This window comes from Rhizobium phaseoli, from assembly GCF_001664385.1.
GTDB lineage: Bacteria > Pseudomonadota > Alphaproteobacteria > Rhizobiales > Rhizobiaceae > Rhizobium > Rhizobium phaseoli.
Map to the genome: position 1 here is coordinate 425,375 of NZ_CP013536.1, position 21,697 is coordinate 447,071.

The window sequence follows — 21,697 nt, forward strand, 5'->3', positions numbered from 1 at the left end:
CAGAGGCGCTATTATCGTTGGGGCATGGCGATGACTTTGGAGACCTCCGGGCAAATATCAGAGCCCGACGAATTCGTATTTCCGGTTCACACCCGGACGATCGCGCAGATCCGCTATGATATTCTTGGCCAGGTCATGACGGTCATCTATCATGATGGCCGCTCGCGCAGCACGACCGGCATACAGGGCTCGGCGATGCTGAGAATCCTCGCCCAGCGTCCGCTGGAGCGTTCCCCGTTTCTGCTGCGCACGGTCATCTGATAGAGAAAATCAGCGCGTCCGCAGCTAAATCGTCCTCATCGTGCATCCATTTCCCGGGAACTGCGTTCATCCTCGATTAGCCAGTCTATGGAGGGAAGACGATGACCTTTCCACGGCCGAAAGCCGAAGCTCCCGCGCAGCGCTTCGAAGAAGCTACCGCCGCTGCACGCGACGCATTGGAAAAAATGATCGCAGCCGCCAATGAAGCCGGATGGGGCACCGAGGAAATATCGGTCGCATTCCTTGAGGCCGCGCGGTTTTTGAACGAAGCCAACAGAAAAGATCCCGATCCTGCGGACGATCCCGTCATCAGCGAGGTGCCGGGCAAGCGGGAGCAGATCGGACATGGCGAGCTTTTTGATTAGAGCAAATCCCGTGTGAAGCGCTTGTGCGTCCGAACTTGCGACGTCCCCCGCGTTCAACGTCTATACGGGGTTCCCTGACGGGAAAACTCACGGGCCAACCCTGGCGACCGAGCCGCGCATCACGAGGGTCGTATTGATCCGCAGCCGTTCGGCGGTAAGAGGGATTTGTTCGATACGGGCAATCAGCCGTTCCCCCGCGAGTTTGCCCATCTCGTAAACGCGTTGGTCGACGATGGTGATCGGCGGAACGGTCACGCTGGTCCAATCGGCGTCCAGGAAAGAAATCATCGAGATATCCTTCGGAATCGAGAGGCCGAGCGACTGCAGCGACTTGAATACGCGCAGTCCAACGAGGCTGTCCGATGCCAGGAGCGCGGTTGGAGGCGCTGAATCCGAGAGCAGGCGTTTGACGACGTCGTCCGTTTGCGGCTGATCCGTGGCGCCGAGCCGAACATAGTGAACGGGATTTGGCAAACCTGCCTCCGTCAGGACCTGCACGAAGCCTTCCACGCGTTCGCGCACGGCAGAATTCGATATGCGACCGATATCGGCGAGCTTTCCGCCCTCGGCTTCCATAGCGGACACGTATGCTAGCCGGCGATGTCCTTGCTCGACCATACAGCGGGTCGCGGCGATTGCTGCCTCTCGATCGTCGCCAGTCACGGCATCGACTTCGAGCTCTGGGATGTTCCGGTCGAATAAAACGAGCGGTACGCCGGCGCGGCGGACTTGCCGGAGATGATCGATTCTGTCGCAGCGGGCCGGGGTCACGATCAAGCCATCGACGCGCTTGCCGATCAGTAGGTCGACGGCCGATATTTCGGCGTCGAGCTGTTCGCCCGAATTGGCGATGATGACGGTGAAGCCTGCCAGGCGGGCCATATCGCTGATGCCGCGCACTGCCAGGCTGAAGAACGCGTTTTCGATATCGCCGACCACGACGCCAATAATGCCTGATCTCCCGGTACTCATGCTGCGCGCGAGCTCGTTCGGTCGGTATTCCAGCGTGGCGGCGGCCGCAACGACCTGGTCCCTGATCTTGTCGCTGACGACGCCATAGCCGCCCAATACGCGGGCAGCGGTCGCCTTCGAGACCTTCGCCGCCTTCGCGACGTCGGCAACCGTGACGGAACGTTTCGGAGTAGCGGAATCTTCCATGGGGCAGCACTACAAGAGTTGTTGACGGGCGGTCAATTGACGGATATCGAATATTACGTGAGACCGGTCTCTTATTTTAAGAGACCGGTATCTTTACCGGCTTCGACTTGCCGCAAGTGCGGCGGCGAGGTGTGAATCCTAATGCCGACAAGAGCATTCCTTTCAGAGTGGAGAACGAAGATGAGGTTTCTTGAATCATTTCCGGCTGTCGTCACGCCGTTGCGTGCTGGCCTAATAGCATGCCTTCTGGCCGCAGGAATGGGCTCCGCGGCAGCCGCCGACAATCCCTACAAACTCATCGAGCCTGGTGTCATCAGCGTCGGAACGATGGGTGATGCCAAGCCCTACACGTTTGCAACGCCAGACGGGCAGTTCACCGGCTTCGATATCGAGTTGTTTCTCAACGTCGTATCCCGCCTTGGTTTTCCCAAGGACAAGGTGACCTTCACCGGCCAGGAATTTTCCGCACTTCTGCCGTCGGTCGCGAATGAGCGCTTCGACGTTGCCGTTGCGGCGATCGGAACCACCGAAGCCCGCAAGAAGACAGTCGATTTTTCCGATGGCTATCTCGCCGGCTATCTTTCTGTGTTGACGCCGGACGCCGGCATCAAGGATGCCGCCGGACTCAAGGGCAAACGCCTCGGCGTCGTGCAGGGAACCCTTCAGGAAATCTACGCCGCCAAGAATTTCGGCGGCACCGATCTCGTTAAATTTCCCGACAACAATTCCGCGGTTGCAGCACTCAACAACGGCACGATCGATGCCCATTTTCTCGATTACGAGGCAGCTAAACAATATGGTGACCGCTTTCCGGCGCTGAAGATCGCCGTCAACGTTCCGTCCTTCGATGCGCCGGCCGGCTTCGTGATCCGGAAGGGGAACGACGCCTTCCGCACGGCGCTGAACGGCGCTCTTCACGACGCTATGCAGGACGGCACCTGGAAGACACTCTACGAGAAGTGGTTTCCCGGCTCGCCGATGCCGGATCAATATCTTCCCAAGAAGTGAGGCGCGACCGTCCGCCGACGGCGGACGGTTGATCTTTGCCGGCCGCCTGCTCGGCAGGGGCTTCAATGGGGATGACGATGAACTGGATTGACAATCTGCGCCGCAGCTTCCTCGACTGGGATGCGATGGTGGACGTGCTGCCGAGCATGATCAGCGTCGGCCTGAAGAATACGCTTATTCTCGCCGCTGCCTCGACGGTGCTCGGCGTCGTGATCGGCATGGTGCTTGCCGTCATGGGTATCTCGCAGTCTCGCTGGCTGCGGCTGCCGGCGCGTGTCTATACCGACATCTTTCGCGGGCTGCCGGCGATCGTCACGATCCTGATCATCGGCCAGGGTTTTGCCCGGATCGGGCGCGAAATGTTCGGCCCGTCGCCATTCCCGCTCGGCATATTGGCGCTCAGTCTGATCGCTGGCGCCTATATCGGCGAAATCTTCCGCTCGGGTATTCAGAGCGTCGAGCGCGGTCAGATGGAGGCCTGCCGGGCGCTCAGCATGAGCTATGGTCAAGGCATGCGGCTGATCGTTATCCCGCAGGGCATCAGACGCGTGCTGCCGGCGCTGGTCAACCAGTTCATCGGCAATGTCAAGGATTCGAGCCTGGTCTATTTCCTCGGATTGCTCGCCTCCGAGCGGGAGATTTTCCGCGTCGGCCAGGATCAGGCGGTTGTGACCGGCAATCTGTCGCCGCTGCTGTTGGCGGGTGTCTTCTATCTCGTGATCACCGTGCCGCTGACGCACTTCGTCAATTATATCGACGCAAGGCTGCGGCTGGGAAAACAGGGGCGGGGTTCGGGTGCGGCGAGCGGATTGGTCGAGGTCAGCGAGCTGCAGGCCGCCGCCGGCCCAGTTGCCGACGCGCCGCGGTTCAAGGGCGGCGCGCTCGATATACGAGGCCTGAGCATGGCTTATGGCGAACTCGAGGTCCTCAAGGGCATCGATCTCGACATCGCTCCCGGCAGTGTTACCTGCGTCATCGGCCCTTCGGGCTCGGGCAAATCGACATTGCTGCGCTGCCTGAACAGGCTGGTCGAACCGAAAGGCGGCGACATCCTGCTCGATGGCGACAGCATTCTCGCCATGAGGCCGGAGAGGCTGAGACGCCGCGTCGGCATGGTGTTTCAGCACTTCAACCTGTTTCCCGATCACACTGCGCTTGAAAACGTCATGCTGTCGCTGACGAGGATCAAGAAAATGCCGAAACGGCAGGCGCGGCGCATCGCCGAGGCGCGCCTGGCCGAAGTCGGACTTGCTGCGCGCAGCGATCATCGGCCGGCAGGCCTATCCGGCGGGCAGCAGCAGCGCGTTGCCATCGCGCGGGCTCTCGCCATGGATCCCGAGGTCATCCTGTTCGACGAGGTGACGAGCGCACTTGACCCCGAACTTGTGAAGGGTGTGCTCGACCTGATGGCGACCCTCGGCCGCCAGGGCATGACGATGGTTGTAGTGACGCATGAAATGGGATTTGCCCGCCGGGTGGCCGACCAGGTCGTTTTCATGGACGAGGGCCGCATCGTCGAGGCTGGATGCCCCGAACAGATCTTCGACAATCCCAGAAGCGAGCGGCTGCAACGCTTCCTCGCGGAAGTCCTCTGACGCGCCCGCGTGAATGCGTTCGAATGACAGAAGAGCAAGATAAGGTTATCGACATGAATGCTTCCCCCAAACCTTCGAAGGTCGTCGTCATCGGCGGCGGCATATTCGGGGTCTCGACATCGGTTCACCTCGCTCGGCTCGGGATCGCCACCGTTCTCGTCAATGACGGTCCGCTTGCCAATGGCGCTTCCGGCCGATCGCTCGCCTGGCTGAACTCTGCGCGGAAACGTTCCGCCGCCTATCACCGGCTGCGTCTCGCCGGCATTGACCGCTACCGCACACTGGCTGCCCGCTATCCGGATGCGCCGTGGCTGCGCTTCGACGGCGGCCTGACCTGGGATGCTGACGATGACGGCAACGAGATTTCCGAAATCTACGATTATGAGCGTGATCTCGGCTATCACGCGCAATGGGTTGTGCCGGAGGAGATTGCCGGGGCGACGCCAGGCGTCGATGCGCGCGCCGTCACGCCGCAGGGCGCGATCTTCAATCCCGGGGAAGGCTGGGTCGATCTTCCCGCTTTGATCGACACGCTCGCGCAGGAATTCCGCTCGCTCGGCGGCGAGATCGTCACTGATGCCGGACGGGCGATGGTCGATATCGAAGGGGCGCGCGTGCGCGGGGTGACGGCAGCGAACGGCAGGCATTGGGTCGCCGAGTCCGTGCTTCTTGCTGCCGGCGCCGCCGTTCCTGCAATCGTGGCCGACGCCGGCCAGCAGATCGAGGATGCGACCCCTGTCGCCCTTCTCGTCAGAACCAAGCCGATCCGCCATCCGCTGAAGGCCGTGCTCAACACCCCGCGGGTTGCCATCCGGCCGACGCCCAATGGCGGCTTTGCGCTCGATTCCGCCTGGTCCGAGGAAGAGGTGAGGGTCAACCCGGACGGCGGCTATGATGTCAGGCAATCGACGCTGGACGGTTTGCTGCACGAAGCTTCCATGGTTCTCGAAGGCAATCCGGCGCTGGAGATCGAGGATTACGGCGTCGGCCCAAAGCCGATCCCGGGCGACGGCGAGCCGGTCTTTGGCGAATTGCCGTCGGTCTGGGGTTATTTCGTCGCCTTCAGCCATAGCGGCGCGACCCTTGGCCTGATTGCCGGTGAATTGCTCGCCCACGAGATTGCTACCGGGTGCCGCCATCCGCTGCTGGCGGATTTTCGGCCCGAACGTTTCACCCCGCCGGGACGATGAAAACCTGGCAGTAGCGCGGCGGCCAGATCGGCGGTGGGTGGGATCAATTTGCGCCATCGGGCGTTCTGCCGTGAGGAAACACGGGAGACGCATCATGTTCAAGAACGAATCCGGCACTGGCGTGGACGACAGACTCGACGCCGGCATCCCGCTGGCAAATAAAGACGAGGCCGACATCAATCCCGACCTCATCAGGCGCGAGGGCTTCGCGAGCGAGGCTGAATACCGCGCCTATCTCGCCACACTTGGCCGCGAGATTCCGTTCGACGCCTATGTGAGAGAAGCCGTCGAGAGCTCCGAGGGGCATGCTCTGGACGGTCGTCTACGGGAGTTGCGGGAGGAGCTCGAAAACCTCCAGGCGCGTCTGCACGTGATCAGGCGGCAGGCCGCAACCGTCTTGACAGAAAATGCCCGCTGGGCCGATGCCAGCGCCCGTGCCCAACTCGGCGACCGGCCATGGCTTAAGTTGGCGGGCGCGATGGCGGCAGCCTTTGTCGTCACCAGGGGTGTCCGGCGATTGCCGCTCGGGACCGTTGTGACCACGGCGCTGCCCCTGGCTGCCGCCGCGCTCAACCGGAAGCTTGCTAGAGAGTGATTCCGGAAAGGGGCTGAAGCGAGCGCCATCTTCTCGCCGAAGTATTCGTGCCATCTTACGGTCTGGAAGGGAGATGAACATGGCTGGACATGACGACCGCTATGTCGAGATCACGACGCGCCTTCGCTCGATGCGGTCGTTCTGCGACTTCCTCTCGCAGGGCGGGACCGTCCGCGTCGCCTTGTCGGACGGCGAGCCCTATAAGGACGTCACTGCCGTTCTGCTCGAACGGAATCGCCGGGAGGCGGAGGCGCTCGCCCGCACCCGCAGGCAGCTTTATCCCGACCTTGCAGACGAAGATGTGACGCCGCCGCTCTATAGCCGTCACTGACCGCATCAAGCAGCGGCCACTCCGCTCGAGTCGATTGCATATCTTTCCCGCCCGGACATATGACGGGCTGACGGAATGAATATTCCATATCATATTAATCGTGAAATATTCGTTCAATGTCGTTGAGAGTACGGCTGGATCGCTTTTCCACCGATATCCGCGCGCAAGGCGTATGGATCAGGCGAAACTGATTTCGGCAAAGAGCGGAAGATGGTCCGAGGCGACGTTCGTCAGGCGATTTTGCAGGACAGCGGCTCTTTTGACGACGAGGTCGTCGGTGACGAAGATGTGGTCGAGGCGCATCAGGGGGTAGCGGGAGGGAAAGGTCGCTCTTGGCGAAGCCTTGCCTCCAAGCTGGGCGTCCTTCAACGACCGTGCGACAAGGCGGTACGTCGCCGATGACGGAAGGGCATTGAAATCGCCGCAGAGAACGCAGGGAAGGGGTTCCTCCATTGCGCCGCGCAGCCAGCCCGAATTCAAAAGCGTCGTCATCTGCCGGATGCGCTCGCGCCCGCGCAGGCCGAGATGAGTGTTGACGACCAGCAGCTTCCTGTCGCCGACCAGGACTTCGACCGACAGCGCGCCGCGCTGTTCGCCGATAGAGGGCAGCGGACCGGCCTTGACCGCAGACGTCGGCAGCGCCGTGATGATCGCATCGCCATATTGCTCTTCGGCAACCGATAGCGCCGGATGAAAATGAGCCTGCATTTTCAGCAGCGAGGCGATCAGATGAGCCTGATCGATGCCGCCGGTTCTCCGTCTCAGAACATCGACCTCCTGCAGAGCGACGATATCGGCCCCCGCCTCGGCGATAACCGACGCGATGCGGCCGGGGTCGAGCTTCCGGTCGTTGCCGATGCAGCTATGCACGTTATAGGTCAGAAGTTTGATCGATTTATCCGGCATCGGCCCGCTAAAGCTGGTCTCCCCGCGAGAGACAGGACTCGTTCTCCGGTGGGGAACACAAAACTCTTTTGATCGTTCCAGATGATCGAACCATGGCGCTCGCACTTAAAAAACGGACAATCGATGAGTCTGAAAAACGCAATCTGGAATGGACTGCTCGTTGCCGCCCTTTGTATCGCGGGCTTTCTTCTCTATCGGATCTTCCGCCAGTACAGCCTGGAACAGATCGTTCAATCGGTCCGCAGCATACCCTTTCCGACCTTCTGCACAGCACTTCTGTTTGCGGCGGCATCCTATCTGTGCCTCAGCTGTTTCGACTATCTGGCGATCCGCTCGCTCGGCAAATCCCTGCCTTACCGGAAGATCGCGCTCGCCTCCTTCATCAGCCTTTCGCTCGGCCACAATATCGGATTTGCGGGGCTGAGCAGCGGCGCCTTCCGCTATCGTTACTATTCCCGCTGGGGCCTGACGGCCGAGGACGTGGCGAAGATCATCCTGTTCTGCGGCGTCACCGTCGGCCTCGGCTTGATCACGCTCGGCGGCCTTGCCCTGATCGTCAATCCCGGTGATGCCGCGCGTCTGCTCCGAATCGATCCGGCGAGCACCTGGCTTTTCGGTCTGCTGGCGCTCGCCGTGCCGGTCATCTATGCCGGGCTGGCGTTTTTCATCCGCGGCAGCCTGCGGCTCTGGCGCTGGTCGCTTCAGCTGCCGCGACTTTCGATCGCGGTCGCCCAGGTCGGGGTCGGGACGATCAATTTCATGCTGGTATCCGCCTGCCTGCACCAGATGCTCTCGGTCTTCGGCGACGTTGCCTTCTTCAGGTCGGTGACGGCTTACGTGCTGGCCAATTCCGCGATCCTCGCGACGCATGTCCCCGGCGGTCTCGGCGTCCTCGAGGCGACGGTCTCCTATGCCGTGCCGCAGGAGGCGTCGATCGGTGCGCTGATTGCGTTCCGCTGCGCCTATTTCTTCCTACCGCTGGCGCTCGGCGCCGCGCTTTTCATCGTCAGCGAAGTAATCTTCCGCCGCCAGTCACGCGGGGCGGACGAGGAGGCGGAAGAGCGCGCCGAGGCCCAGTCGGTTTAGCAGCTTGACGGGCCGCGCCGGGTCGAAGAACGCGGTGCCGCTTATCGGCGAAATACTGCCCGACAAATCAACGACAAATTCCCGCAAGCCCCGAGGGCCATCATTGAGCGCGTCGATTGCCTGGATGATCGAGCCGCTCTGCGCAAAGGCTGCGGCAAAGGTCTCGGTGGTCGTTCCAAGATATTCGGCCAGCAGGTGATGGCGCAAATCCGCGATTCCGCCGCGATGCTCGTCGTTGGCGGCCTCGAGAAGCATGTCGCACTCCGAATCCAATCCCTCCGAACGGTTGTTGAGATTGGAGGAGCCGATGCGGATCAGTTCGTCATCGGCAATGATCAGTTTGGAATGGATGAGCACCTCCACCCCGTCGTCATTTTCGGGCACTGACGGCCCGGGCACTGACGGCCCGGGCACGACGGGATAATAGACCCTGAAACGGTCGGCACGATCGGTGCGCTTGAGGCGGCGGATGACGCGGTCGCGATTGCCGCCCATGAAGAGCTTTTCGATCAGCCCATGAGAACGACGCGTGCAGATGACGACGATTTCGGGGCCATCTTCCTCCTGCAGCCGCGCGGCGAGGGCGTCAGCGACACGAAAGGAGGCAAGATATTGCGCTTCGATGTAAAGCTGCCGCCGTGCCATGACGATGATATCGAGTGTCGAGGCGATGCCATCGCTGATGCCGGCGCGCAGTGTGGTCGCCGGCTCCGTCAGCACGAAGCTCACGGGGATCTGCTTCAGCGAAACGGCAAGATCACTCGGCCATGTGAAAGGGCAGCTCTCGGCAAGCGGTCCGTGGCTTTCGCCGGTAGCGCTTTCCCAGCGTCGCCGTGCGATATCGCCGATCAGTCTTGCCGCGTCGCCGGTGACCATTGCCTGAACGTCATGCAGCGGATCGTAGGACACGCCTTCGGGGTCGCGTCGCAATGCCTCCCTGGCGCGATGTCGTCTCGTATCCCATCGCCGCGATGTCAGGTCCATGCCGCCGATGAAGGCGACGGCGTCGTCTATGCAAACGAGTTTCTCATGGTGGCAGCCGCGCACCGTGCTTTGAAGATCGAAGCGCAGATCGATCCTGGCATTCCTAGGGAAGTTTTTCTTGCGGAGCACCTGCAGGGATTTATCCGAATAGATCGGCCCGAGCGCCCAGATGAGGATGCGTATTTCAAGTGCTGGATTTGCCGCGGCCAGCGAATGCAGCAGATCTGCCAGTGTTTCGTCGGATTTTTCCGGCTCCATGCGGATGTCTGGATTGAAATCCCACCCGACGATCCAGACACTGCGCCGTGCCTGCCGCAGCGTGCGCGCCAGCTCGGCGAAATACTGGTTGCCATTGATCAGGAAGGCCACCTTTTCGGCGTAGCCTTCCAGTTCCTGTTTTTCACCGCCGCTTGGCTGTTGCGCTTTTGTTCTAAGCAGGTAGGGTTGATTGAGCATGGTTTCTAACGCGGTCATGGTTGCCTCGGCCTTTTGACTGAAAGCAAACGCCCGGGACTTTCCCGAGTTCCCGATCGCCGCCGGCGATGGAAAATGTAAGGAAAAGAAATGTCACAGCGAGCAGGCAGCGCGGATCTTCCCCTCCACGGGGGACGGGTGCCGCATTGGCTCGGCGAGCGGATGACGCGGCTCGGCACGCTGATCACCGAGGCGATCGTTCATCATTACGGCCGCGATGAGTTTCTGCGCCGGCTCGCCCACCCCTTCTGGTTCCAGTCCTTCGGTGCCGTCATGGGTATGGACTGGCATTCCTCCGGCATCACCACAAGCGTTCTCGGGGCCTTGAAGCGCGGGCTGAAACCGCGCGCTGGCGAACTCGGCCTGCATGTCTGCGGCGGACGCGGCAAGCACTCGCGCAAGACGCCGCAGGAGCTCGTCTCGATCGGCGAGCGCGTCGGCCTCGACGGGGAGGGGCTGGCGACGACCAGCCGTCTGATCGCCAAGGTCGACAGTGCCGCCCTTCAGGACGGGTTCGACCTGTATCTCCACGGCTTCATCATTGCCGACGATGGTCATTGGGTGGTCGTACAGCAGGGCATGAACGGCGACCGCCGGCAGGCTCGCCGCTATCATTGGCTATCCGAAGGGCTGGAGAGTTTCGTCGATTCACCGCATGCGGCGATCGAGGGACGGAACCAGGGCGAGATCGTCAATCTCGCCGACCGGCGCGCCGAGCGCTCACGGCGAGGCCAGCTCGATCTGCTGGCCACCCTCGGTCCCGACAGGATCGTCCGTGAGGCAGCCGCGCTGCAACGTGCCGAGCAACCGGAGCCCGAGCCCGCCGACCAGCTGATGCTGCCGCATCTGATCATGCCCGCTCATCACGATGTCCGCGAGAGCGATGTCAATATGCGCCGCCTGCACGGAAATCTCGCCGCGGCGGCCGATCGCGGACCAGCTGATTTTCAGGAACTGCTGCTCGTTCCCGGTGTCGGCGCTCGCACAGTGAAGGCGCTGGCAATGGTGGCGGAAGTCGTCCACGGCGCGCCCTGTCGCTTCTCCGACCCGGCGCGCTTCTCGATCGCCCACGGCGGCAAGGACCGCCACCCTTTTCCTGTCCCGCTCAAGGTTTATGACGAGACGATCGGCGTAATGAAATCGGCGGTGCTGAAGGGCAAACTCGGAAGGGAAGAGGAGTTGCAGGCGCTCAAGCGCCTCGACGAACAATCCCGGCAGATGGAACGCTACGTGACCGGCCCAGACCTCAAGGAGATCATCGCCGGCGAGTTCCGTCAATCCGCCGATTTCGGCGGCCGCAGCGTCTTCGGCTGGGAGCCGCCGCCGGCCGCTGACGATTGGTCTCAGTGACCGTCGGGCGGGACGGCTTCGGCCGGCACCGTCTCCTTCAGGTTCTTCCGGTGGAAGATGAAGAGACCGGCAAAGACGATGATGGCGGCGCCGATGACGATCTGCATGTCGGGAATATCGTTGAAGAAGATGTAACCGAGCACGATCGCCCAGAGCAGCAGCGTATATTGCAGCGGCGCCAGCAGCGATGCCGGTGCGAGCTTCAGCGAGCGGGTGATGAGCAGGTGCGCGCAGGTGGCGACGACACCCAGCAGCAGCATGCCGGACCAATCGATCAGTGTAGCCGGCTGCCAGTGACCGATGCTTAAGCCGATACCGGTGGCAAGGGCTGCGACCGTCTGCCATGTGACCAGCGTCGTGTCGCTGGTGGAGCGCAGATAGCGGCTCATGACCAGCGAGAGCGCGAAGGAAAAGCTGCCTGCAAGGCCGAAGAGCGAGGGAAGCGACAGCATCGCCGTCGAGGGGCGCAGCGCAATGACGACGCCCGCGAAGCCGACCAGAACGGCCAGCCACCGGCGCCAGCCGATCTTTTCCCCGAGAAAGAAATGCGAGAGTGCCGCAATATAGATCGGCCCTGCCATATAGAAGGTCATGACATCGGCGAGCGGCAGATAGGCGACGGCGGCATAAAACAGGGCGACATCGCCGGTCGCCATGGCCACCCGCATGAACTGGAGACCTTTCTGCTCGACACGGAACAAGGCTCTCGGCCCTTGCCGCGCGATCATCGGCCCGAGCAAGATGAAAGCGCCGAGCGAGCGGATGACCAGCACCTGGCCGACGGCAAAGCTGGTCATCAACCACTTGCCCATCGCATCGTTGAGCGCAAACAGCAAATCGCCGAGCAGCATCAGCACGACGCCCGTCATGATCAGGTTGCCTGTAGTGGCGACGGCCGTCCTGGTCTTCATTCTCCGAATCCTCGCAAAACGGCCGCATGCGCGGCCGAATGCGGCTTCGACCTTAACAAGGCCGATGTCAAGTGTTCACTTGTGTACAGACGGCGGGCGGCGGCCGTGGCAGATCAGCCCGTCAGAGCTACCGAAGCGGGAGACTCACTGAAGAGCCTTCAGTATTTCCAGCTCGTAAAGTCGTCTGCAACGCACCCGAAAGGCGCACGATCCTGGCCGAACCGCTTGCGCAATTGAATGCATCCCCATTTGTTCAATGGCGCCGGCATAAGATTGTTGATGTCCATCCCCGGCGACTGAAACGGCGTGCTGGCACTGGTCACATACCACAGCCAGAAACCGACCAAACTGCCGAATATCAAGAGCAGGGTTCCGAAAAACAGCCGTAACCGCCCTCCGATCGACATCGTTTTCCTGGGCTGCCCGATCAACACCGGCGCGGCCTGGTCGGCGTCGGATCGTGCGAAGGGGGCAAGCGCGAGATTTCGTTCGGCCTCCGTCAGCGCGAGACGCTGCAGCCGATCATCCAGAAGCACCGGCAGGGCCGTCTTGCCATGCCGGACGGCCAGCGCAACGGCTTTGCCATTTGCGTCGCCGACTATCAAAGGCTCTTCGCCCTTTTTCATACGTGTGTAAGCTGATCGACCGGTCCTATCGTTGGCGATCTTGTCGTTATAGGTAACGGAAAGAATGTTGCGCTTGCGATCGAAGGCTGTGATTTCGACCGGTATGGCGTTCAACAAGGCCGGCTGGCGCAGATGCCGTTTGACACCCCATATCCGCACAGCCTGGAACAGTGGTCCAAGGCTCATGCAGCCAAGCAACAGGACAAATGTGCCGAGGGTGATGATCCGGTTCCAGAGTTTGTCCAGAGCGAGGCTGATCGTTGCCAATTCCGGATTGTCGGCCGAGATCACGACACCGGTTTCGTAATCGCCGGTATGAAAATCGACAAACATCACCGCGACTTCCGTGTCGTAGTTCCGTCCGTCGTAACTGTAGACGAGGCGCGCGCTACAGTCGGCAAAGAAGAGCTTGCGTGTCGTGCATCGTCCATTTTGGACATCACCGTCCTCGAGGTCCAGAGGATTTTGGCTGATTTGAAAATCCCTGATGACGCCCGGCCCTTCCCAAATGAGCATCAACACCGTCAGTGCCAACATGAATGGCGCCGCCCAAAAATAAGCTCGCGGTGTGGAAATCACATCGGGTGCAAGCGATAAAGGACGGCTTGGAAGAACGAGAGCGGGCACGAGGATGCTGCCTTTCGAAATACGGCTGAGAATGGGTCGGGTAAAATGCTTGATCGAATCGGACTAATGGCTTCAGGACAATGATCGTTTTGATACATTGTCCGTCAGCCAAATGTCACTCTGGTTGTCTCGCGAGGGTGGCACATACTCACAGAAAGAGCGTGCTAAGGCTGAACCGCTGGCTGTCATCATCGTGCGAGGCGGTCGTTGCCGGGGCTGTCGGCCGTGTTGGACCGAGGGGAGCTAACCCTTGCCGTACATCCTGCTCGCGCGCAGCAGGCGTTGCGAATAGGGATGTTCGACCGCGCCTCTTCTCAGGGTCTCGATATCGACCTCTTCGACGATCTCACCCGCTTCCATGATGGCGACGCGGCTGCACATATGGGAAACGACGGCGAGATCGTGGCTGACGAGGAGGTAGGTCAGGCCGCGCTCCTTGCGCAAGTCCTGCAGCAGATTGAGGATCTCGGCCTGGACCGACACATCGAGCGCCGAGGTCGGCTCGTCGAGAAGCAGGACGTCGGGGTTCAGCATCAGGGCGCGGGCGATCGCGACACGCTGCCGCTGCCCGCCGGAGAGCTGATGCGGAAAGCGGTAGCTCAACGCCGGATCGAGACCGACCGAGCGCAGCACGGCGTTCACGTCGACGCTATTCCTGTCCAGCCCCTGGTTGCGCAGCGGTTCCTGCAATTGCGAGCGGATGGTCTTGCGCGGATGAAGCGAACCGTAAGGGTCCTGAAACACCATCTGCACCCGCCGATAGAACGGCCGGCTGCGCTGCCGCTCCAGCGCCTCGTCGTTGAGAGCGATCCGGCCGTCATAGTTGGCGTTGAGGCCGGAAAGCGCCCGGAGAACGGTGGACTTGCCACAGCCGGATTCGCCGACGAGACCAAAGGCCGTGCCGCTCTCGATGGCGAGGTTCACGTCTTTGACGACAGGCCGCTGACCGTGTCCGAAGCGGATGGTGAGATTATCGATCCGGATCATCGCGGCGTCTCCGCTGTCAGGTCATTGATCCAGGCGGGATCGCGCTTCAGGATCGGCAGCCGGGCGGGCGGGTCCTCGATCGTCGGCAGCGAGGCCAGCAGCCCTTGCGTATAGGGGTGTTTGGCCTTGTCGAGATCGCGCGCCTCCAGCACTTCCACGACGCGGCCGGCATACATGATGAGGACGCGGTCGCAGAAGTTGCGGATGAGGTTGAGATCGTGGCTGATGAAGATCAGGCCGAGATTGCGGCGTGAAACGAGTTCGTCGAGCAGCGCCAGGATCTCCAGCCTGACCGTTACGTCCAACGCCGAGGTCGGCTCGTCGGCGATCAAAACCTCGGGTTCGGCGATCAGCATCATAGCAATCATCACACGTTGGCCCATCCCGCCCGATATTTCATGCGGATAGAGGCGGGCGACACGCTCGGGATCGCGGATCTGCACCGCTTCGAGCATATCGAGCGCTTGGCCATAGGTCTTTTTCGCGCTCACCTTGGGATGATGGAAGCGGTAGGTCTCGGCGATCTGTTCGCCGATCCGCATGACCGGATTCAGCGAGTATTTCGGATCCTGCAGGATCAGTCCGATCCGCCGCCCGCGGATTGTCATCATCGTCCGCTCATCCGCTTTGATAAGGTCGATGTCGCGGAAGGCCATGCGCTCGGCGCTGACCTGTGCTGTCGGCGGCAGCAGTTTCATGATTGCCCGGCCGACGGTGGATTTGCCCGATCCGGATTCGCCGACGATGCCGAGTTTTTCCTGGCCGAGCGTAAAGCTCACGCCGCGCACTGCGCGCATGTGGCCGCCGCCATAGGCGATTTCGAGGTTGCGGATATCGATCAGGGGCTGCGTCATTCCGAACCTCTCGGGTCGAGCACGTCGCGCAGCGCATCGCCGACGAGATTGAAGGCGAGGCTGACCAGCGCGATGGCGATGCCGGGCGCGGCGATCACCCAGGGGCTGTCGAGCATGAATTCGCGGCCGCTGGCGGCCATCGAACCCCATTCCGGCCATGGCGGCTGCGCGCCGAGGCCGAGAAAGCCGAGACCGGCAGCAGTGATGATGATGCCGGCCATGTTGAGCGTCACGCGCACGATCACCGACGGAATGCACATGGGCAGGATGTGGCGGGTGATGATCGCGATCGATGTCGCGCCCTGCAGGCGCACGGCGGCGATATAATCCGCCTTGCGAAGGCTGAGCGTTTCGGCGCGCGCCAGCCGGGCAATCGGCGGCCAGGCCGTCAGCGAAATGGCGATGATCGCATTGGTGATGCCGGGACCGAGAGCGGCGGCAAAACCGAGCGCCAGCACCAGCCCGGGGAAGGAGAGGAAGATATCGGTGATGCGCATCAGGATCTCGTCGACGATGCCGCCGAAATAGCCGGAGAAGGTGCCGATCAGCAGGCCGAGCGGCGCGACGATGATCGTCACCAGCATGATGATGTAGAGCGTCGTGCGGGCGCCGTAGATCACCCTCGAAAAGACGTCACGGCCGAAATTGTCGGTGCCGAGCCAATGTTCCGCCGAAGGCGGCGCAAGCCGTCCTGCCATATCCTGAACGATCGGATCGTAACTCGTGAGCAGGGGAGCGGCGGTTGCTACGACGATCAGCAGCACGATGATGACGAGGCCGGCGAGGCCGAGCGGATGCAGGCTGAACTTCAGCCAGCCCTGGTGGATCTGCTGCGCCGACGACTGGAACCAGCCCTGAGGCTCGGGCGCGTGCAGCCAATTGCGAAAGCCGCCGGCATGGGTGCTGTCTGCGTCTTCGGTGGAGATCGTCATGGCGTCACCGTGTTCTCGGATCAAGGATGCGATAGAGGACGTCGGACAGGATATTGATCGTCAGGAAGACGGCGCCGATCGTCAGCACCGAGCCCATCACGACGTTCATGTCGTTCATCTGCAGCCCGCGGGTGAGATATTGGCCGAGCCCCGGCCAGCCGAAAACCGTCTCGATCAGCACCGCCCCTTCGAGCAGCCCGCCGAAAGTCAGCGCCAGGATCGTCAGCAGCTGCACGCGGATATTGCGGAAGGCATGGCGCCAGACGACCTTGCGGGTGCCGAGCCCCTTTGCCCGGGCGGTGATGATATATTCCTGGCTCAGCTGCTCCAGCATGAAGCTTCGCGACATGCGGCTGATATAGGCGACCGAGTAATAGCCGAGGATTGCCGCCGGCAGGATGATGTGGCCGAGCGCATTGTGGAACACGTCCCACTGGCCCTGGATCGCCGCATCGATCAAGAGAAAGCCGGTCATGGGCGTGACGAGGCCTTCATAGAAGACGTCGACCCGGCCCGACGCGCCGACGAGCTTCAGCTTGGCGTAGAAGATGAAAAGCGCCATCAGGCCGGTCCAGAAGATCGGGATGGAATGGCCGGCAAGGGCAACGATGCGAGCGATATGGTCGATGATCGTCCCGCGCCGGACCGCAGCGGTGATGCCCAAGGGAATGCCGACGATCGCTCCGATGATCATGGCGATGATGGCAAGCTCGATCGTCGCAGGAAAGATCGTCATCAGATCGGTCAGGATCGGCTGGCCTGTCGTCGCCGACATGCCGAGATCGCCGGTGGCGATCTTGCCGACATAGGAAAGGAACTGCATCCAGATCGGCTGCCCGAGGCCGAGTTCGTTATAGACGCGGTCGTAAACCTCCTTGCTGACCTCCGCCCCGGTGATCGCGAGCACCGGGTCGGCAGGCAGCAGGCGGCCCATCGAGAAGGTCAGGAAGAGCAGGCCGAGCAGCGTCGTCACGACGGCCAGCACGCGTCCCGCCAGCCGCCGCAGCAGGCTCAGCAGAGGGTGCGGAGCCGCTTCGGCGAACCCGCCCCCCGCCGGCTGGCGGCCTTCCCGCTTCGATGTCAGATCGGCATTCGCCACGCGCTCTACTCCTTGGTCACGTCATGCCAGCGCGTCGACCATGTCGTGTGCCCGTGATAATTTTTGACATTGGCGCGCATGACATAGGGGTCGGTTCGCTGGAAGAAGATGACGAGCGGCGAAGCCATGCCGGCATAGATGCCGTCCATCTTCTTGAAGATGTCGGTGCGCTTTTCCGTGTCGCGCTCGCGCATCGACTGGTCGATGAGCGTGTTGAGTTCGTCCACCTTCATGCCCGTGCGCCAGAGATAATAGCTGCCGAGGCGTGCCTCGTCGCTATTGTCGGGGTTGAAGGCATATTGCGTGGCGACAGCAAAGGGATCGGGCAGGCGGGCGCCGGAATTGCCGAGCAGCACTTCGAATTTGCGCTCGCGGAAGGCGGGTGTGAACTCGCCGGGCACGAGATCGAGATCGAAGCCGGCGGCGCGCGCACTCGCCTGCAGCGCTTCCGCGAAGGGCAGGGTCGGGGCTCCCGAGGGGTTGAGCACCTTCTTCAGGCCGTTGGGATAACCCGCCTCGGCCAGCAGCTGCTTGGCCTTGGCGGGGTCGTAATCATAGCGAACGGCTGCCTCCTCGGGCGCGCCGATCATGCCGCGCGGGATCATCGACTGCCAGGGAAAGCCGGTGTAGCGCATGATGTTGCCGGAGATCGCCTTCCAGTCGAAGGCATGCTGGAAGGCCTCGCGAACCTTCGGCTTCTGCAGATCCGGGTCTTTCTGGTTGAGGGCGATATAGTAGAAGCCGAGACCCGGAACATTGTCGATGACCATGTCCTTGTTGCTGGCCAGCGCATCGAGATCACCACTTGCCACATACTGGCCGACATCGACGTCGCCTGCCTCGAGCTGAAGCCTCAAATTGCCCGATTCCGGAATGTGGCGGGCGACGACGCGGGCCATGGCCGGCTTGCCGCCCCAGTATTTCGGCTGGGCATTGAAGATCGCCACGTCGTTCGGCCGCCACTGCGCCAGGCTGAACGGACCGCTGCCGGCGGAATTGGCCGAGAGCCAGGCGCCGCCGAAGTCGCCGTTCGCCTCATGCGACAGCACCGTCTTCTTGTCGACGATGCCGATCGATGAGCCGGCCAGCGAATAGAGCACGAGATCCGTATTCACGGCCTGCGGCAGCTCGATCTCCAGCGTATGCTCGTCCTTGGCGCGAACGAGCTTCTCGACATTATCGGCCTTGAACCCCCAAAGCGCCACATCGGTCGAGCCGACCTGACCCATCTTGATAACGCGCTGGATCGACCAGGCCGCATCCTCGGCTGTCACTTTGTTGCCGCTCTGAAAGACCGCATCGTCGCGCAGGGTTAGCGTGATGATCTTGCCGTCAGGTGAGACGCTCCATTGCGTCGCCAGCATCGGCTTCAGCGTCTTCAGATCGTCCGGCGACAGCTGCACGAGGTTGTCATAGAGGTTGGAGATCAGCTCGGACACCGTGCGGGCATTGTTCTGGGCCGGATCGAGCGTCCGGATACCGGTGAGATTCGTCCCGATCACCAGCATGTTGGGCGGCGATGCCGCCAAGCTCGGCTGCGCCGCCGCCAGGGCGCCGGTAATCGCGATCGTCGTCAGTAGCTGTTTCAGCATCTCAAGACCTCCCAATCTCATGGCGCCATCCCGCGCCTGTTGCATGCAGAAGAACGTTTCGAACTTAGCCGGCAGCCTTCACCGCCTGCCGGTCCGGTTGTGTTTGAATGTCGCCCTCGGCCTCCCATCCTCGAAGCAGGCGATGCAACTCCTCGCGGTCCTGCTGATCGAGCTGCGGCAGTCCCGGCGCGCGGACCGGCCCGACATCGAGGCCGGAATAGGTGACGGCTTCTTTCACGACCGTCACGTTCGCGCCGTTGCGGAATTTGGTCCGCATCCGCTCGAAGGGTTCGAGCTTGCCGACGATTGCTCTCGCCGCGGCGAAATCGCCCTTTTCAAGCGCGTCGTGGACGGCGAGCGAAAGCTTCGGCGCGACGTTGACGAGGCCTGACGTGAAGCCGCGTGCGCCGGCTGCGGTGAAGGTCGGCGCCCAGCTTTCCGCCAGGCCGCAGACGAAGAGCGCGCCATTGGGATTGGCGGCGGGGATCGCGCGCGACAGCAGCATCAGATCGGTCGTCGCGAATTTGATGCCGGCAATATTGCCGTGATTGGCGAGGCGGACGATCTCCGCGACGCTGAAACCCTCGGCCCTGACATAGGCGACGAGCGGCAGGGCGGACGCATCGGCGAGGTTGCAGAAATAATCGATCTGCGCCGAAGGTGCCGCGAAAGGATCGACGGGCTGGTGCGACATGACGGCCGATGCACCCATCGCCGCCGCATCCCTGGCCATGCCGATCGCCTCGCGCAGCGATCGGCCGACCGCCGCCGTCACCGGCGCTTGCCCGTCGACGCCTGCGACCGCCGCTTCGTGGACGATCCGGATCTCCTGCGGCGTCAGCGCGTAGAATTCCCCGGTATTGCCGGCTGCGACGATGTTGTGAATGCCCGCCGCAGCCACCCGCGCATAAACTTTCGCGGTAATCCGGGGTTCGACTTCGCCCCGGCCGTCATAAGCCGTGACAGGCACCCCCGACACGCCTGTAAGCGCCTTGCGCATGCTCGCGATTCTCATTGTTCTACCCCGCTCGCTTTCCATCAAGATGACTGTTTGCCAAAGCGGAAGGGCGGCAGCCCCTCCGCATCCACGTCGAAGGCGATGACCGTGCCAGCCTCGAAACGTCCGGTCCGGTCGGTCGACAGACTGGTGACGAAGAGCGTCCTGAAATCAGGCCCTCCGAAACATGGCATGGTCGGTGCCGCTACCGGCAGATGATAGATTTCGACGATTTCTCCGTCGCTCGACATTCGGTTGAGACGGCCGGCAGAGACGCCGGCGCTCCAGTAAAACCCGTCGCGATCGGTGGTCGCCCCGTCCGGCCGCCCCTCTTCCTCGGTGAAGCTGCGGAGACGGCGTCCTTTGCCGAGCTCGCCAGTCCTGCAATCGAAGTCGAAGGACTGCAGAAAACATTGCCGGCTGTCGGAGTGGTACATCCGCCGGCCGTCAGGCGACCAGGCGAGGCCGTTGGAACTCGTCAGACCACTGGCGACGGCGCGTGCGCTGCCGTCGGCTCCCACGCGAAAAAGTGCGGCGTCATTCACCTGCGGCTTGGCTTCGCTGATCGAGCCGACCCAGAAGTGTCCGTCCGGGCCGACCTTGCCGTCGTTGAGGCGGCCGTTGACGTGGCGCCCGACCGGATCGCAAAGAAACTCGATATCGCCCGAGACGGGATCGAAGAGATGGACGCCCGTTTGAAGACCGACGACGATCCTGTTGTCAGGGCAGAGCCCGAGGCAGCCGACCGCAGCCGGCATTGCAAAACGGTCGACCGTGCCTCCCGGGGAAAGCCGCAGCACGGCGGGCGCCAGGATGTCGACAAGCCAGAGAGCGCCGGTCTCTTCGTCCCATACGGGCGATTCACCCACCGTCAGCGGCTGTTGCAGCACCGAACGGATCTTCGGTTCATTGATGCGCGGCGCCGTCACGAGACCGTCTCCGGGTTTTTGGCGAGACCCTCGCCATCGCGGATGCGAATGGTGCCGTCGTGATTGAATTCGCAGAACCCGCCGCCCTGGAATGCGCGGGCGACCGCGCTCTCCGCGCCATCCTCGATGTGGGCGTGATCACGTGGCCGGTCCTGCGGCTGATAGCCGAGCCGTGCCGCCAGATCGTTGTCCCACCATTTTTCGTCCGTATCGGAGACGCCGTAGACGACCGTTGCGCCAATCGAAGGATGGGTGAGCCCGATCCGCACGAGTTGCGCCAGATCCCGCGCGCTGATCCAGATCGCGATCGACCGCTCGCTGTTCGGATAGGTGCCGGCATTGCCGATGCGGATGGAAAGAGACCGGATGCCCGAAGTGTCGTAATAGAGCCCCGCCACCAACTCGCCCCAGCATTTGGAAAGCCCGTAGGGGCTGTCCGGTCGCATGGGATCGAGCGGAGAGATGATCTGGCCGCGCGGATAAAAGCCGGTCGCGTGATTGCTGGAGGCGTAGACCACCCGCGCGACCCTGTTGATCCGCGCAGCCTCGTAAAGATTGTAGGTACCGAGGACATTCGCCTGCAAGATCGCGTTCATGTCGACGCCGCCGGCAAGGCCGGCGAGATGAACGACGCCGTCGATGCCGGCCAGAGCCGCCGTCGCCTCGTCGAGCTTTGACAGATCGGCGCCGATAAAGCTTTCGTTCTCGGCCAGATCCGCAGGTTCATGAACGTCGATCAAGCTGAGATGCTCGACATGCTGCCGAAGAAACGGGCGCAGCAGCGTTCCGACCCGTCCCGCGGCGCCTGTCATGGCGATCCGTCTCATCATCTTCCTCCCA

Annotated in this window: 22 protein-coding genes; 9 read left to right on the forward strand and 13 right to left on the reverse strand. The window is 62.1% G+C overall.

What is annotated here, in order from left to right; translation table 11 throughout:
• Positions 1–30: 30 nt before the first annotated feature.
• Both AMC88_RS29130 and AMC88_RS29135 read left to right on the forward strand, forming a co-directional pair.
• Positions 31–261, forward strand: coding sequence for a hypothetical protein (locus AMC88_RS29130; protein WP_012489954.1), 231 nt, complete (start codon positions 31–33; stop codon positions 259–261).
• 101 nt (positions 262–362) lie between these two features.
• The gene (locus AMC88_RS29135; protein ID WP_010020355.1) at positions 363–626 is read left to right on the forward strand and encodes a hypothetical protein; all 264 of its coding nucleotides are present in this window, start codon (positions 363–365) and stop codon (positions 624–626) included.
• A gap of 87 nt (positions 627–713) precedes the next feature.
• Here AMC88_RS29135 and AMC88_RS29140 read toward each other — a convergent pair whose 3' ends face one another.
• A complete protein-coding gene (locus AMC88_RS29140; protein ID WP_064830188.1) occupies positions 714–1,784 on the reverse strand; it encodes a LacI family DNA-binding transcriptional regulator in 1,071 nt (356 codons plus the stop codon).
• A gap of 180 nt (positions 1,785–1,964) precedes the next feature.
• Between AMC88_RS29140 and AMC88_RS29145 the strand changes: the two genes are divergently transcribed.
• The 5 genes from AMC88_RS29145 (at position 1,965) to AMC88_RS29165 (ending at position 6,503) form a co-directional block, all read left to right on the forward strand.
• The gene (locus AMC88_RS29145; protein ID WP_064830189.1) at positions 1,965–2,792 is read left to right on the forward strand and encodes an ABC transporter substrate-binding protein; all 828 of its coding nucleotides are present in this window, start codon (positions 1,965–1,967) and stop codon (positions 2,790–2,792) included.
• Between the two features lie 77 nt (positions 2,793–2,869).
• Complete coding sequence (locus AMC88_RS34575; protein ID WP_064830321.1) at positions 2,870–4,387, forward strand: amino acid ABC transporter permease/ATP-binding protein; 1,518 nt, start codon at positions 2,870–2,872, stop codon at positions 4,385–4,387.
• A gap of 53 nt (positions 4,388–4,440) precedes the next feature.
• A complete protein-coding gene (locus AMC88_RS29155) occupies positions 4,441–5,577 on the forward strand; it encodes an NAD(P)/FAD-dependent oxidoreductase (RefSeq protein ID WP_064820567.1) in 1,137 nt (378 codons plus the stop codon).
• A gap of 94 nt (positions 5,578–5,671) precedes the next feature.
• Positions 5,672–6,172: a hypothetical protein gene (locus tag AMC88_RS29160; protein WP_010020595.1), complete on the forward strand. Its 501-nt coding sequence runs from the start codon at positions 5,672–5,674 to the stop codon at positions 6,170–6,172.
• Positions 6,173–6,251: 79 nt separating this feature from the next.
• The gene (locus AMC88_RS29165) at positions 6,252–6,503 is read left to right on the forward strand and encodes a hypothetical protein (RefSeq protein ID WP_004678156.1); all 252 of its coding nucleotides are present in this window, start codon (positions 6,252–6,254) and stop codon (positions 6,501–6,503) included.
• Positions 6,504–6,680: 177 nt separating this feature from the next.
• On the opposite strand, the gene AMC88_RS29170 is transcribed toward AMC88_RS29165, so the two are convergent.
• Entirely contained in the window at positions 6,681–7,409 is a 729-nt protein-coding gene (locus AMC88_RS29170) for an endonuclease/exonuclease/phosphatase family protein (protein WP_012489946.1), read from the reverse strand.
• A gap of 123 nt (positions 7,410–7,532) precedes the next feature.
• Between AMC88_RS29170 and AMC88_RS29175 the strand changes: the two genes are divergently transcribed.
• Positions 7,533–8,495: a lysylphosphatidylglycerol synthase domain-containing protein gene (locus AMC88_RS29175; protein ID WP_037145785.1), complete on the forward strand. Its 963-nt coding sequence runs from the start codon at positions 7,533–7,535 to the stop codon at positions 8,493–8,495.
• On the opposite strand, the gene AMC88_RS29180 is transcribed toward AMC88_RS29175, so the two are convergent.
• Entirely contained in the window at positions 8,442–9,953 is a 1,512-nt protein-coding gene (locus AMC88_RS29180) for a phospholipase D-like domain-containing protein (RefSeq protein WP_064830190.1), read from the reverse strand. The genes AMC88_RS29175 and AMC88_RS29180 overlap by 54 nt on opposite strands.
• A gap of 90 nt (positions 9,954–10,043) precedes the next feature.
• Here AMC88_RS29180 and AMC88_RS29185 point away from each other — a divergent pair, with 90 nt between their 5' ends.
• The gene (locus AMC88_RS29185; protein ID WP_064830191.1) at positions 10,044–11,303 is read left to right on the forward strand and encodes a DUF763 domain-containing protein; all 1,260 of its coding nucleotides are present in this window, start codon (positions 10,044–10,046) and stop codon (positions 11,301–11,303) included.
• Here the strand turns inward: AMC88_RS29185 and AMC88_RS29190 are convergent.
• The 10 genes from AMC88_RS29190 to AMC88_RS29235 all read right to left on the reverse strand — a co-directional run bounded on the left by AMC88_RS29190 (position 11,297) and on the right by AMC88_RS29235 (position 21,684).
• A complete protein-coding gene (locus AMC88_RS29190; protein ID WP_064820283.1) occupies positions 11,297–12,214 on the reverse strand; it encodes a DMT family transporter in 918 nt (305 codons plus the stop codon). The two genes, AMC88_RS29185 and AMC88_RS29190, sit on opposite strands and share 7 nt — an antisense overlap.
• 158 nt (positions 12,215–12,372) lie before the next feature.
• On the reverse strand, positions 12,373–13,467 hold the full coding sequence (locus tag AMC88_RS29195) for a hypothetical protein (protein WP_064820282.1): 1,095 nt from the start codon (positions 13,465–13,467) through the stop codon (positions 12,373–12,375).
• 243 nt (positions 13,468–13,710) lie between these two features.
• The gene (locus tag AMC88_RS29200) at positions 13,711–14,454 is read right to left on the reverse strand and encodes an ABC transporter ATP-binding protein (protein ID WP_012489940.1); all 744 of its coding nucleotides are present in this window, start codon (positions 14,452–14,454) and stop codon (positions 13,711–13,713) included.
• Positions 14,451–15,308, reverse strand: a complete 858-nt coding sequence (locus AMC88_RS29205; protein ID WP_064830192.1) for an ABC transporter ATP-binding protein — start codon at positions 15,306–15,308, stop codon at positions 14,451–14,453. The genes AMC88_RS29200 and AMC88_RS29205 overlap by 4 nt, the downstream gene beginning before the upstream one ends.
• The gene (locus AMC88_RS29210; RefSeq protein WP_012489938.1) at positions 15,305–16,240 is read right to left on the reverse strand and encodes an ABC transporter permease; all 936 of its coding nucleotides are present in this window, start codon (positions 16,238–16,240) and stop codon (positions 15,305–15,307) included. The genes AMC88_RS29205 and AMC88_RS29210 overlap by 4 nt, the downstream gene beginning before the upstream one ends.
• Before the next feature lie 4 nt (positions 16,241–16,244).
• Complete coding sequence (locus AMC88_RS29215; protein ID WP_064830193.1) at positions 16,245–17,339, reverse strand: ABC transporter permease; 1,095 nt, start codon at positions 17,337–17,339, stop codon at positions 16,245–16,247.
• A 5-nt stretch (positions 17,340–17,344) separates the two neighbouring features.
• Positions 17,345–18,931: an ABC transporter substrate-binding protein gene (locus AMC88_RS29220; protein WP_064830194.1), complete on the reverse strand. Its 1,587-nt coding sequence runs from the start codon at positions 18,929–18,931 to the stop codon at positions 17,345–17,347.
• Positions 18,932–18,995: 64 nt separating this feature from the next.
• The gene (locus AMC88_RS29225) at positions 18,996–19,946 is read right to left on the reverse strand and encodes a dihydrodipicolinate synthase family protein (protein ID WP_064820279.1); all 951 of its coding nucleotides are present in this window, start codon (positions 19,944–19,946) and stop codon (positions 18,996–18,998) included.
• Positions 19,947–19,969: 23 nt separating this feature from the next.
• The gene (locus tag AMC88_RS29230) at positions 19,970–20,857 is read right to left on the reverse strand and encodes an SMP-30/gluconolactonase/LRE family protein (RefSeq protein WP_064820278.1); all 888 of its coding nucleotides are present in this window, start codon (positions 20,855–20,857) and stop codon (positions 19,970–19,972) included.
• Positions 20,854–21,684, reverse strand: coding sequence for an NAD-dependent epimerase/dehydratase family protein (locus AMC88_RS29235; RefSeq protein ID WP_064820277.1), 831 nt, complete (start codon positions 21,682–21,684; stop codon positions 20,854–20,856). The genes AMC88_RS29230 and AMC88_RS29235 overlap by 4 nt, the downstream gene beginning before the upstream one ends.
• Between the last annotated feature and the right edge of the window lie 13 nt (positions 21,685–21,697).